Source organism: Bacillus cereus group sp. N11 (assembly GCF_016483605.1).
Lineage (GTDB): Bacteria > Bacillota > Bacilli > Bacillales > Bacillaceae_G > Bacillus_A > Bacillus_A toyonensis.
Genome location: NZ_JAEHBN010000007.1, coordinates 179,180 through 191,934 on the forward strand (window position 1 = coordinate 179,180; position 12,755 = coordinate 191,934).

Consider the following 12,755-nt stretch of genomic DNA (forward strand, 5'->3'; position numbering starts at 1 on the left):
GTCATGAAATTTGTCCCGTATGAACGCAATAAAAAAAGGCTGTAGAATGATTTATTCTACAGCCTCTAATAGACTATTGGTCTATCAACCTTCTAATAATAATGATTTTGGATCTTCAAGCATATCTTTAACAGCAACAAGGAAGCTAACTGCTTCTTTACCATCAACAATACGGTGATCGTAAGATAGTGCAAGGTACATCATTGGACGGTTTTCCATACGTTCTGCATCAATTGCAACTGGTCTTACTTGGATTTTGTGCATTCCTAAAATACCTACTTGTGGGCTGTTTAGGATTGGTGTTGACATTAGAGAACCGAATACACCACCGTTTGTAATTGTAAATGTACCACCTTGTAGCTCTTTTAATGAAAGTTTATTATCACGTGCTTTCATACCTAAATTACGAATTTCGCTTTCGATTTCAGCGAAGTTTAATTGGTTAGCATCGCGTACAACTGGAACAACTAATCCATCTGGAGCTGCTACTGCAATACCGATATCATAGAATTTTTTAATGATAAGCTCGTCGCCTTGAATTTCAGCATTTAATAATGGGAATTGTTTTAATGCTGCAACAACTGCTTTTGTGAAGAATGACATAAAGCCAAGACGTACATCATGTTTTTTCTCGAAAGCATCTTTACGCTCTTTACGTAATTCCATGATTGCACTCATATCAACTTCGTTAAATGTTGTTAACATTGCAGATGTTTGTTGTACTTCTACAAGACGTTTTGCAATTGTTTGACGGCGGCGGGACATTTTCACGCGCTCAACTGGTTTTTCAAATTCCGTTTTTGCAACTGGAGCAGGAGCTGGACTTTTTGGAGCAGCTGGTGCTTCTTTTGGTGCTGCAGCATGAGCTTGTACATCATGTGGTCTCACACGTCCAAGTGGATCTGTGCTACGTACGTCGTTTAAGTCGATTCCTAATTCACGAGCCATTTTTCTAGCAGCTGGTGATGCGATAGGACGGTTCGTATTTGGTAAACCTTGTAGAGCCGTAGCTTGTTCAGCAGTTGGAGTAGCAGCTTTCGGTGCTTCAGCTGTTTCTTGTTTTGGTTGCTCAGCCACTGGTGCAGGTGTACTTACTGCCACTTGTGCGCCATTTGCATCTAAAATTGCGATAGTTGCGCCAACTTCAACTGTATCCCCAGGCTCGCCTAGTAACTTTGATACAATACCTGAATCTTCTGCAATGATTTCTACATTGACTTTATCAGTTTCAAGCTCAACAACGCTGCCACCTTTCTCAACTTTGTCACCTACGTTGATAAGCCATTGTGAAATAGTTCCTTCTGTAATAGATTCTGCAAGCTCAGGTACTTTAATTTCGATCATTTTAAATGTCCTCCCCTTATTTGCCTAACGGTGTGTTTTGTCTTCTTTAATCTTCGGTAATCTCCATTTGTTAGCTCGACTTGGGCAGAATATCTGCCCAAGTCGAGCCGGGAAAAATTCATTGTTACTTTTAGTTGCTATAAACTTCAATTTCTTGTTTATCTTGACGGAAGTTATACTTCACATCTAAAGCGTGCGCCACAATTAGTTCTTGCTCAGCTTTGTGAGCGAACGGATCGCCACCAGATGGGCTAGAACGATCTGGGCGTCCAATGTAACCTGTTTTCACTGTATCTCCAGCTAGTTCGAACAGAATTGGAGCCATGTAATGCCATGCACCCATATTACGAGGTTCTTCTTGAACCCAAATAATTTCTTCTAAGTTTTTAAAGCGTTTCATAATAGATTGAACTTTTTCAGCAGGGAATGGATACAACTGTTCAATGCGAACGACATGAACTTCATCTAAGTTGTATTCATGTTTACCAGACTCGATTTCCGCTGCTAAGTCAATCGCCATTTTACCTGTACTTAAAACAAGACGTTTAACTTTATTTGGTTTCATGCCAAGGTTTTCTTGTTCTAAAGCAGGTTGGAAACGTCCTTCGCTTAACTGACTAGCAGTTGAAAGCGTAAGTGGGTGACGTAATAAACTCTTCGGCGTCATAAGTACTAAAGGTCGAACAGCTTCTGTTCCTAAAATAGATGCTTGACGACGCAAGATATGGAAGTACTGTGCTGCGCTCGTTAAGTTTGCAACTGTCCAGTTGTTTTCAGCAGCTAACTGTAAGAAACGCTCTGGACGTGCACTAGAATGCTCTGGTCCTTGACCTTCATAACCGTGTGGTAATAGAAGAACTAAACCAGATTTTTGACCCCATTTTGCTCTTCCAGCTGAAACGTATTGATCAAATAATGCTTGCGCAGTATTTGAGAAGTCACCATATTGCGCTTCCCACATAACAAGAGTTTCTGGAGCAAATACGTTATAACCATACTCGTAACCAACAACAGCAGCTTCTGATAACGGACTGTTATGAACAGAGAATGAAGCGTTAATGTTTGGTAAGCGATGTAATGGTGAATATGTTTCATTTGTATCAGTATCGTGTAATACGATGTGACGATGCGCGAATGTACCACGCTGTGAATCTTGACCAGTTAAACGAATTGGCGTACCTTCTTGTAAAATAGAAGCGAATGCTAATGACTCAGCAAGTGCCCATTCAATTTTACCGTTCTCTTCAAGAGCATCTTTACGGCGTTCAAGAATTTTCTTCACCTTCGGATATACGTTAAAGCCTTCTGGCCAAGATAATAGACCTTCATTCATTGCACGAAGTGAGTCAAGTTCAACACCAGTATCAATTGGCTGAATGCCTTTTGCAACAACATCTGGTACTTTAACGTGAATTGTTGCATCGCTCGTATCAGCTGGTGGTACTTGTGCATAATCAGATTTTAATTGTTCTTGTATAAATTGAGTAATTGTTTCAACCTCATCTGCATTTAGAACACCAGCAGCTTGTAATTGATCTGCATAAATTGCTCTTACAGTTGGGTGATTTTTAATTTTTTTGTACACTTGTGGTTGCGTAACTGCTGGGTCATCCATTTCGTTATGACCGTAGCGACGGTAACCAATTAAATCGATTAAGAAGTCTTTTTTGAACAACGTACGATATTGAATCGCCAGGTTAGCAGCAGCAAGACAAGCTTCTGGATCATCAGCGTTCACGTGAACAATCGGAATATCAAAACCTTTTGCAAGGTCGCTTGAATATTTCGTAGAACGAGAATCATAGCTATCAGTCGTAAAACCAACTGCATTGTTTGCGATAACATGAATTGTTCCGCCCGTTTGATACGCGTTCAATCTGCTTAAGTTTAGTGTCTCAGATACAATACCTTGACCAGGGAATGCAGCGTCACCATGAACTAAAACTACGAATGATTTAGAAGTATCTTGTTCTGGAAGACCAGACTTTTTACGATTTTCTTGAGCCGCACGTGCGAAACCTTCCACAACAGGATTAACGAACTCAAGGTGACTCGGGTTATTTGCTAATGTAACGCGAGTGCTAACTTCTTCATTCCCAACGACTTGTTCTCTACCTAAATGGTATTTCACGTCGCCAGTCCAGCCAGCATTTGCCACTGCGCCTTCTATTTTTGCATGTTTGAATTCAGCAAACATGTGAGTATATGGTTTTTCTAATACGTGAGCAAGTACGCTTAGACGACCGCGGTGAGCCATACCAATCATGACATCTTCAACGCCGCCCTTAGCACCTTCTAGCACAATTTCATCTAGAACTGGTACAAGCATATCAACGCCCTCGATAGAGAAACGCTTTTGCCCAACGAATGTTTTATGCAAGAATTGCTCGAAACCTTCAACAGCTGTTAAACGTTTTAAAAGAGCAGTTCGTTTTTTATTTGATAATGGTTGACGCAATGAATTTGATTCCACCATTTGATGCAACCACGCGCGTTCTTCACTATCTTGTATATGTGAGAATTCATAAGCTAAAGATTTTGTATAAACGTCTTTTAATCTATGAATTACATCAAGTGCAGTGTGAATACCCTCTGGTGCATCTTGCCATACTGTTTTAGCTGGAATCGCTTTCAAGTCAGCATCGCTCAATTCGTTCATTGCTTTCTCAAGAAGAGATTGTCCGTTTGCAGCATCTTCCATCGGGTTGATGTGAGCCAACGTATGCCCGAAAGAACGAATCTGTTCAACAAGTTGAACGACTTTAAGAATTTTTTCAATGTTACCTGTGTTTTGAGGAGAAAAATGTGTTGCTGTGTTGTCCCCTGTTACGACATCATCTTGAAACGAAGGAGCTCCAAAAATTTCAAAAAGCTCTTGTAATTCCGGATCAACAGAACCTGCTCCAGTTACGTAAAGATCATACTGTTCAATAACATAACCAAGGTTCGGACCATGGAACTTGGCCCAAGGGTTTGTCGTTGTATTCTTCCTCGTCATTTGTTTAAACCTCCCAATGCATATAATCCTTTTCCTATACAAAAGGTGCATTTTGCTCTTTTTCAATAATTGATGAACTAATAATTAATGTAAATGTTGTCTTTACTCTTATGTTATTACAATAATTTACATAATACCAAACACTATTACTTATCTGTTTTGTAAAAAAACATTCACAATAACTTATCACCCAAGTTAATCTTTCATGTTATAAAGTAATTTTACAGAAAAATGGAGTGGATATATTTGGTATACCTACACTAACAACTATAATTGTTGCATTTACATATAGGTATAATAGTTAGAATGTTTCGATAAAATAAAGTTCGAATTATGTATATTGAAATAATAAGCGCTTTCATTGATATTATACAACAATATAACGGAATATAGTATAAAAAATAAAAAATTATGAATTTAGAGTAAACTTTATTTCGGTAGTGTTAAATATTGAAAGGAAAACGAAGGATTTCTACAAAAAAAGTGGCTAAACATAAAAAATGCTTCATAAACCGTTAGTTTCTATTAATATGCCGAAAAATACCGTAAAACAAATAACGCATTTCATCCAATAAAGCGGCAAATGAAATATTTTAAAAGGATAAAACAAATATGGAGATATTAAATTTTTATAAAAATGGAGAAGGGATATAGTAACGGATATATGTTCCATGTTGCATTACAAAATAGACGTGCTGAAATTGAAAAAGTTTCTTCTATAATAAAGTGAAACTTTAATCAGTGTGGGGTTTGTCCATCCACCACTGATTATTAGTCTTCACCAATCGGGCAGTTATTTCCCACCTAAATTCCTCGCATTCACTGAATTTTGAGGTGGGAGTCTTACTGCCTGCTAATACGGGATAAATAGCGTGAAACAAACTGAAATATATGTAAAGGAAACTTGACGTAAAGTTTCCTTTACATATATACTCGATATAAGGGAGGAGGGAGAAATTTCCTTGGAAAATAAAATGGTCGAATATCGAAAAAAATTTGGACTATCTCAAGAAAAATTGGCTGAGAAACTTGGAGTTTCCAGACAAACCATCATTTCAATTGAAAAAGGGAAATATGATCCATCACTTCCATTAGCATTTGAAATAGCGAAAACATTTCAAACAACGATAGAACATGTATTTATTTATGAAGGAAAAGAAGAGGGGGAGAAAGGATGAATGATTCACAAAAGTACTTTGTTATTATGGGAATTATCTTTTTAATTATGAGTGGATTTATGATACTAGCAGGTATAATGACACATTCAGCACCACCAAGTCCTACTTATACGTTACTAGCAATGATGATTATGTGTTTCTGCTTAAGTTACTTACACCCGCAATTTAAAGAAAAAGATGAGCGAATGAAACTCATTCGTTATAAAGGGATGTTCTTCAGTTTTTTTGCATTAACAGCGTATTATCTCCTTTTCTCTATCGGCTTAAATTTAAAAGTAATGACACTATCTGCGGTTGAACTATTAAATATACTTATGGCACTTACAATGAGTACCGTCTTTATCTCATTTGTTGTTTTGGCAAAAAGATATTAAGATGGAAGAGAGAAAGGAAGATTAACATATGCAAATGATGTATGCTTTTGGTATGGGGATCGTTTTATTTTTAGCGGTGTTCCTATTCATTCGTAAAGACGTTCAAGGCGGGACGTTAACGAAACGAGGATTTTATAAAATGATTGGCTGTTTAGTTGTTATGTTTATAGCGATCATCGTAATGATTGTATTAATTACTCAATCATTATAAATTTTAAAAATGAAACCTTACTTTTTGTAAGGTTTTTCTTTTTGTATAAAAACCTAAAAATTACCACAAAAACCATTTACTACATGGAAGCTATATTGTATAATCCAATAAAATAATAGAAAAGGAGAATAGTATATGAATAAAAAAGCTATCTTCTTTTTATTAACAAGTCTACTACTTATAGCTAGTATTACTTATATAATATGTAACAAACGAGAACAAGTACCACCTATATTAGTATGGGAGGACCAAGAATACTACGTTACGGATGAACCTGCTCAAGTAGAAGAAGTCGGGCAAAGGCTCGGAGAAGTGACAAAGAAAATTGAAGCAAGTAAAGCACCTACTAAAAATAGTGAATCTAATACATTACAAGAAGAAACAGAAGTATTCACAATGATTGAAGAAAAAAAGATGATCAATCGCCTTTAATCATAAAGGAACCTTATGGTGACGAATATAGAATAGCAAGGCCGATGCTAAAGCAAGTACTATAATAGAAAAGGAGACTCATATGCAGACAATAGCTTCATATCCGTGGTCGTTAAGAAAAATATTTGTCTTTTTCCTTTGCTTTATTCTGCCTCCTATCGGTTTCATTTATATTTTGATGAATAGAGAAGCACTACAAAAGAGAGATTTCATTTTATATGTATTATTTGCTGCTATTAATATATCGCTTTGGTTATCATTGATGATTTTTGATAGGAGTATGTGGATGGTAGCGGGGCATGATGTACTTAGCGTAATTGTTATTATTGTTTCGAATATGAATAAGGGATAACCCAGCAATTTTAAAGTTGCTGGGTTTTATTTTGATATTTATAATGAAGTAACAAATCTTTAATAGAGAGTAGTGGCGTTATGAGATGGAGAGCAGGAACGTTTGAAAAAATAGAAACAAACCATGTATCTATTGAACAAATTATAAATACATATAAGAAACAAAACTTAAATGGTGGAGCGGTTATAAGCTGTTTTAAAGTACATAACGAAAACTTTTTCAAAGAAATACCACATGGAGAAGATGGACACGAGCACTTTTTCAGAAGAATCTGCAACTCTTTAGATATAATCAATAACTTAGAAGAATTAAAAATACATACATCAGATAAATATAAGTTTCGTTTTAAAGAGCATCAGGCAGTCATGCTTGATGGTAGCATTGCCACTCAAATTTTGTGGGGCGGAGCGTATGAAGCATTTCAAGAACGACCGGTTGCTGCGAAGCAATTAGCGATTAATGTATGCCAATATATGTTCCAAGATCGATACGAAGATATTAAAGTGTTTGAAAGTTACCGCCCTTGGACAGACTGGTTTTACGATGTTGCATGGGATGCTATTTGGATGGTATTAGATAGTAAGGAGCATAAAATGTGGTTAATTTGTGCTACGGATACGGATTAAAAGATAAAGAGCCTTGTAGAAATGCTACAAGGCTCTTCATCTTTTGGGAAAGAATAGAAAACAAATCGTATAAATGTTATATTAAAAAATGTTTGTAATGTAAGTTTTATACTGTTGTATAGTGATGGCTTACTAGAAAAGAAAAGGTAAGAGGAGAATGAACGTGAAAAAGGTAAAGAAATTATTGCTACTAATGATGGTAATAGGGTTAACAGTTGGTGTTCTAGCAGGATGTGCAAACCCGAAAGATACTGCTAAAGAATTTTTAACAGCAATACAAAAAGGGGATGTAGAGAAGGCTCGTACATTCGTTGAAAGTGACAAGGAATTTAATAAACTAAATGAAAAAACAGATGATGCTGAAGCAAAAGAAATGCTAAGCGCAATTACGAAAAACTTTAAATTTGAAAAACTAGAAGAAGTATCAAAAACAGATGACAAAGCAGAAGTGAAAGTGAAAATTACATCTGCTGATCTATCTGTTGCCGTAACGAAAGCAATGGGAGAAGTTATGCCAATGGCCTTCGCTAGTGCCTTTAGCGAAGATAAAGAGCAATCTGAAAAAGCAATCGAAAAAACAATGACATCAGCTATCATTAAACATTTATCAGATAAAGATGCAATAATGGCAACACGCGAAGTTACATTGAACTTAAAGAAAAACAAAGATGGGGACTATAAAATCGTTGCTGACGATAACTTGAAAGAAGTATTGTTTGCGAATGCTAAGGCTTTGGAGAAGATGTTTGGTGGGAAGTGATTGACTTACATAAAAAAGAGACATCATATCGCGTAGTAGGGTGATATGGTGTCTCTTTTTTATGAACCTGGAGAGGTTTGAACTCACGATATCCATTCTAAAAATTTTTATAAATATATAACATAAAGCTAGTTGTAACAGGGGAGATACTGTATTCTATGTTTTCTTAGGCAGATCCTGTAATGTAGAAAAGTAAAATTTTTGGACCAGATTTTAATTAGTTTTCTTTCAGTTTTAATGAGGAAGTGTACGAAGATGTTGTGACTATGCCTGCTGAATTGTGAAGTTAAATAAGACAACAATTTATTAGAGGAAGATTAGTTAGTTTAATTATAATATTTAGGTGTTTAACAGGGTTACTAATTAATTTCAGTTCTCCCATGAAAAATTAAAGAAAAAGTATTGATGAACAAATTCGTGTTTTCAGTGAATGTGAGGACTTCTCTAAATAAAGGTGTTCAACACTATGTAAATAATTAGGAGTGCTAAAATATGCAAAATTGCATATTAATTATTTTAAATCTTATGCTAACCTTATAATGCGAAATATAACATTTGTTGGTAATATCTCATTTTTGAAGCATAAAAAATGAGATATTACAGTGAATTGTGTGCCATCGTCCTATATTATAAACGATAATAACGAAAGCTATTTGAAGTCCTTTGAGGGAAATAAGTTATTAAAGAAGATACCATATAGAAGATTTGTCGGAATTTCAGATGTTACAAATGTCATCTTATTTTTAATGTCTGATAAAAGTGATGCCATTAGAGGGCAAAATATTGTGGTTGACTATGGATATACAATTGTATAAATAAATCATCTTGGGAATTAAGGTTGTGGAGAATGAGTTTACTAATTAAAGATTTAACAAAGAAATTTGACGAGTATGTTGCAGTGAATAATTTGAATATCGAGATATCGAAAGGTGAAATATTTGGATTCTTGGGCGGGAATGGAGCAGGTAAAACGACTACATTTCGAATGATACTTGGACTTTTATCGAAATCAAGCGGAACCATTTCATGGAATGGTAAACCTATAAATTATGATGTTACAGATAAGATTGGGTATTTACCAGAAGAACGTGGTCTTTATGCGAAAATGACTGTCAAAGAACAAGTTAACTTTTTTGCAAAATTAAAGAATATGAAAAGTAAAGATGCAGAAAAAGAACTGCACTATTGGCTGGAGCGTTTTAATATAACTGAGTATCTGAACAAAAAGGTAGGAGAACTTTCAAAAGGGAATCAGCAAAAAATTCAGCTGATAACAGCGATTATACATAAGCCTGAACTCTTAATTTTAGATGAACCATTTAGTGGTTTAGATCCAGTAAATGTTGAAATGTTAAAAGAAGCTGTTCTTGATATGCAAAAACAAGGGTCTTCGATTCTTTTTAGTTCACATCGTATGGAACATGTGGAAGAATTATGCCAACACATTTGTATCATGCACAAAGGAGTACCTGTTGTTCAAGGAGACATTGCCAAAATTAAAAGTGACTTTGGTAAAAAGAATGTTGTAATCGTTGGCGATCATGACTTTGACCATTTGAAAGAAATAAAAGGTGTAGAAAGTATGAAGAAACGTAAGAATGCAGTTACTCTTAAAATTTCATATGAAGAAGTTTCGCATGTTTTATTTAAAGAGATAACGAAATTAGGGTATGTTAAAAAGTTCGCAGTAGAAGAACCTACATTAAATGACATCTTTATTGAGAAAGTAGGTGCACAGCATGAATAGTTTCTGGACGATTTTTTTACAAAACTATAAATCTAAGGTAAAAGCTAAATCATATATTGCTATTACAATCATAATTTCTATGTTAATTATAGGAATGATGAATTTTGACAAGATTTATGACTATTTTGCAGGTAACGAGGAAGAGCAAGTTGTCATTGTTACAGAAAAAGAAGAATTATATACAACTATTCATCAAGTGTTTAAAAACGTAGATAGTAAATTACATGTTAAATATAGTATGGATAAACAAAAAGCAGAATCGGGCGTTAAACATGGTGATTATACATATGCAATTGTTGTAGAGGAATTGGGTAATAAACAACTAAAGGCTACGTATATAACTGAGACAGATGTAAATCAGCAAGATGTTAGCAAGGTCCAAACGATTTTATCTCAAATACAATCTTCTAATTTCGCTCAGCAATTGAATCTATCGCAAGATGAATTAAAGGTGTTAACGACGCCAGTAGAAATTCATACCAAAACTGTTTCAGATAAGGTTAAAGATGGAGAACATACAGAGGGTGTAGGAATTTTAATTAATACCTTTATCATGCTAAATTATTTAATGATATTATTGTATGCTGCACAATTAGCTACAGATGTTGCAACAGAAAAATCTTCTCGTGTAATGGAGTTAGTTGTTTCAAGTATTTCGCCTACAAAACATTTATATGCGAAGCTATTCTCAACATTATTGGCAGGTATTACACAAATGATAATTTGGGGCTTGGTCGCAACTGTTGGGTATAAAATAGCAATTAATGAATCGAAAAATGATATTTTAAATAGTATTGATTTAAATTCTGTTGCTCCTACTCTAGTGGCGTATGGGATTCTATTCTTCACATTAGGATTCTTATTATATGGCTCATTATCTTGTCTACTCGGCTCTATTATTAGTCGTATAGAGGAATCTTCTCAAGCTGTTATGCCACTGATGTTTATGTTAATTGCTGCTTTGTATATCGCACTTTATGGAATGTCAAATCCAAGCAGTACGGTTGTTACCATTACTAGTTATATACCTTTCTTTACTCCTATTGTTATGCTCGTACGAATTGGATTCCTCAATATCCCAGTATGGGAGATTGCTCTTACATTAGCGATTCTATTAGCAACAATATGTATGATGATTGGTTTAACGAGCCGTGTTTACCGAGGTGGTGTATTATTATATGGTAAAGGTGCATTTAGTAATATAAAAAAGGCAATTAAGTTAGGGAAGAAATAAGATTAGCCCATTCATTTTTGGGACTTATATTTACAAAGAACTACATGGTTAATCTATGTAGTTCTTTATTGTTGTAAAATGTATATAAATAAATATAAAAGAATGTATTGTCAATTTAGAAAGCGTTGATAATTTAGAAAACCTTATGTTGCAAACGATAGAAAAAGAAGAGGTAGGATCATAAACACATATGCACCATTAGGTAAATACGTGGAATTTATAAAATAGGTAGGGACTGTTTCGTTCCCTACCTATCCATTTCTGAATATTAATATTCAATTTTATATATAAAAAAATAAACTCCGAAAAGCTTATTTTTTCATGATTATTCTCCTCTTCCTATAACTGTCATTCCTGCTGTGTAAATTGTATCTACAGAACCATCAGCGCTTACAATTTCAATTTTGTAACGGTATGTTCCATTATCTCCAATATCTTCGCCATATCCTGTGAAAGTAGAAATTTCATCATTACTTCCAGCTGGAACCCATTGATTTTTCCAATTGAAGAAAGTATCATATTCTCCCCAGCTATCTCCATATTTCTTTTCGATGCTGACATTGTAATGAATATCCTCAGTTCGGTCATTTGTAATTCTTGCAATTACGTTTTGCCCAAATCGGTACTCCGTAGCGTGTACTTGAACTGTAACACCATTCACCGTTTCGCTAGGTCCACAGATATAACGACAGAACTCGCTTGCTCCGTCGGCATGTGCTTTAGTTGTATCAATGTTCATAACCGTGAAACCGCCCAAAGCTAAAGCTCCTGTTAATAATACTTTACCAAATGTTTTCACTTGAAATTCCTCCTAAGTATATTCTCAATTCGTTCAATAGATATCACATTAAGTAGTTTTATAACATGAATCTAATCGAACACTGTTTTCCTCGAGTGTATTCGCTAGTAATCTTGTGTCGTGTAGTAATCTAATCTCTACATAAAATTCCATAGTTTTGATTCCATATATGTATCATGATTTACATAGAATAAATCTGTTAATACGTTTTGGGTATGTACTTATCCCACCTTCCTTGTTACCTTTTATTGGTAAAATATTATTTTTATTATATACTACTATTACCTATTTACAAGAGAAAATAATCCTGTATGCAAAAGTGCATAATAAAAAACGAACCAATACTATAGTTCGTTTTTCATCATGCTAAGCCTGATAAAGTCTCATTAACATTTTCTTTAATTTTTTGATGATACGATTTTTTAACATCTTCAATTATAGATTTGTACCTTCATTCCATATCCTTTAACCATTCTTCACGTAGAAATATACTCGTGCCTTTCGTCCGTCTGATGGGTTTAATTTGTCCCTTTTTCAATAGCGCATTCATACGAGCCATTGAAATCCTCAATATTTCAGTCACTTCCGAAGTCAATAAAATTTCTGTTTTGGCAAATTCCCTTTTATCGAATGGTTGCATTATATATACGTCGATCATAGCAATTACTCCTTCTAAAAAATGGGCCTATGTTAAACATAG

The 12,755-nt window shown here is 34.7% G+C and carries 13 protein-coding genes and 1 pseudogene; 10 read left to right on the forward strand and 4 right to left on the reverse strand.

From position 1 onward, the window contains the following. Positions 1-84 precede the first annotated feature (84 nt). On the reverse strand, positions 85-1,344 hold the full coding sequence (odhB, locus tag JDS98_RS13705) for a 2-oxoglutarate dehydrogenase complex dihydrolipoyllysine-residue succinyltransferase (RefSeq protein ID WP_052943557.1): 1,260 nt from the start codon (positions 1,342-1,344) through the stop codon (positions 85-87). A 130-nt stretch (positions 1,345-1,474) separates the two neighbouring features. Further along, positions 1,475-4,342: a 2-oxoglutarate dehydrogenase E1 component gene (gene odhA, locus JDS98_RS13710; protein ID WP_000197133.1), complete on the reverse strand. Its 2,868-nt coding sequence runs from the start codon at positions 4,340-4,342 to the stop codon at positions 1,475-1,477. A gap of 962 nt (positions 4,343-5,304) precedes the next feature. Between odhA and JDS98_RS13715 the strand changes: the two genes are divergently transcribed. From JDS98_RS13715 to JDS98_RS13760, 10 genes and pseudogenes are all read left to right on the forward strand, one after another. Then, complete coding sequence (locus tag JDS98_RS13715) at positions 5,305-5,520, forward strand: helix-turn-helix transcriptional regulator (RefSeq protein WP_000428507.1); 216 nt, start codon at positions 5,305-5,307, stop codon at positions 5,518-5,520. Next, positions 5,517-5,894, forward strand: coding sequence for a hypothetical protein (locus JDS98_RS13720; RefSeq protein ID WP_001000065.1), 378 nt, complete (start codon positions 5,517-5,519; stop codon positions 5,892-5,894). The genes JDS98_RS13715 and JDS98_RS13720 overlap by 4 nt, the downstream gene beginning before the upstream one ends. Positions 5,895-5,922: 28 nt before the next feature. Next, a complete protein-coding gene (locus JDS98_RS13725; protein WP_001178305.1) occupies positions 5,923-6,105 on the forward strand; it encodes a DUF3976 domain-containing protein in 183 nt (60 codons plus the stop codon). Positions 6,106-6,240: 135 nt separating this feature from the next. Then, positions 6,241-6,602 (forward strand): annotated as a pseudogene (locus tag JDS98_RS13730) (hypothetical protein). A 17-nt stretch (positions 6,603-6,619) separates the two neighbouring features. Further along, the gene (locus JDS98_RS13735; protein ID WP_001193096.1) at positions 6,620-6,889 is read left to right on the forward strand and encodes a hypothetical protein; all 270 of its coding nucleotides are present in this window, start codon (positions 6,620-6,622) and stop codon (positions 6,887-6,889) included. 80 nt (positions 6,890-6,969) lie between these two features. Beyond that, positions 6,970-7,515: a hypothetical protein gene (locus JDS98_RS13740; RefSeq protein ID WP_098711119.1), complete on the forward strand. Its 546-nt coding sequence runs from the start codon at positions 6,970-6,972 to the stop codon at positions 7,513-7,515. Positions 7,516-7,678: 163 nt separating this feature from the next. Continuing rightward, positions 7,679-8,275 (forward strand): DUF4878 domain-containing protein, encoded by a 597-nt coding sequence (locus tag JDS98_RS13745; RefSeq protein ID WP_141523546.1) that lies wholly within the window; start codon positions 7,679-7,681, stop codon positions 8,273-8,275. Positions 8,276-8,877: 602 nt separating this feature from the next. Continuing rightward, complete coding sequence (locus JDS98_RS13750) at positions 8,878-9,090, forward strand: SDR family oxidoreductase (RefSeq protein ID WP_255258382.1); 213 nt, start codon at positions 8,878-8,880, stop codon at positions 9,088-9,090. A 32-nt stretch (positions 9,091-9,122) separates the two neighbouring features. Then, a complete protein-coding gene (locus tag JDS98_RS13755; protein ID WP_098138276.1) occupies positions 9,123-10,022 on the forward strand; it encodes an ABC transporter ATP-binding protein in 900 nt (299 codons plus the stop codon). Continuing rightward, on the forward strand, positions 10,015-11,256 hold the full coding sequence (locus JDS98_RS13760; RefSeq protein WP_199633982.1) for an ABC transporter permease: 1,242 nt from the start codon (positions 10,015-10,017) through the stop codon (positions 11,254-11,256). Before JDS98_RS13755 ends, JDS98_RS13760 begins: the two co-directional genes overlap by 8 nt. Before the next feature lie 325 nt (positions 11,257-11,581). Here JDS98_RS13760 and JDS98_RS13765 read toward each other — a convergent pair whose 3' ends face one another. Both JDS98_RS13765 and JDS98_RS13770 read right to left on the reverse strand, forming a co-directional pair. After that, the gene (locus JDS98_RS13765) at positions 11,582-12,055 is read right to left on the reverse strand and encodes a hypothetical protein (protein ID WP_098138274.1); all 474 of its coding nucleotides are present in this window, start codon (positions 12,053-12,055) and stop codon (positions 11,582-11,584) included. A gap of 451 nt (positions 12,056-12,506) precedes the next feature. After that, positions 12,507-12,713 carry a hypothetical protein gene (locus tag JDS98_RS13770; protein ID WP_000568080.1) on the reverse strand — a complete coding sequence of 69 codons (207 nt, stop codon included), beginning with the start codon at positions 12,711-12,713 and terminating at the stop codon, positions 12,507-12,509. Between the last annotated feature and the right edge of the window lie 42 nt (positions 12,714-12,755).

What these genes read in the sequence shown, in the direction of transcription:
- JDS98_RS13735 (WP_001193096.1), top strand. Translation starts at nt 6,620, where the DNA reads ATGCAGACAATAGCTTCATATCCGTGGTCGTTAAGAAAAATATTTGTC.
- JDS98_RS13760 (WP_199633982.1), top strand. Translation starts at nt 10,015, where the DNA reads ATGAATAGTTTCTGGACGATTTTTTTACAAAACTATAAATCTAAGGTA.
- JDS98_RS13720 (WP_001000065.1), top strand. Translation starts at nt 5,517, where the DNA reads ATGAATGATTCACAAAAGTACTTTGTTATTATGGGAATTATCTTTTTA.
- JDS98_RS13770 (WP_000568080.1), bottom strand. Translation starts at nt 12,713, where the DNA reads ATGATCGACGTATATATAATGCAACCATTCGATAAAAGGGAATTTGCC.
- odhA (WP_000197133.1), bottom strand. Translation starts at nt 4,342, where the DNA reads ATGACGAGGAAGAATACAACGACAAACCCTTGGGCCAAGTTCCATGGT.
- odhB (WP_052943557.1), bottom strand. Translation starts at nt 1,344, where the DNA reads ATGATCGAAATTAAAGTACCTGAGCTTGCAGAATCTATTACAGAAGGA.
- JDS98_RS13755 (WP_098138276.1), top strand. Translation starts at nt 9,123, where the DNA reads ATGAGTTTACTAATTAAAGATTTAACAAAGAAATTTGACGAGTATGTT.
- JDS98_RS13725 (WP_001178305.1), top strand. Translation starts at nt 5,923, where the DNA reads ATGCAAATGATGTATGCTTTTGGTATGGGGATCGTTTTATTTTTAGCG.
- JDS98_RS13740 (WP_098711119.1), top strand. Translation starts at nt 6,970, where the DNA reads ATGAGATGGAGAGCAGGAACGTTTGAAAAAATAGAAACAAACCATGTA.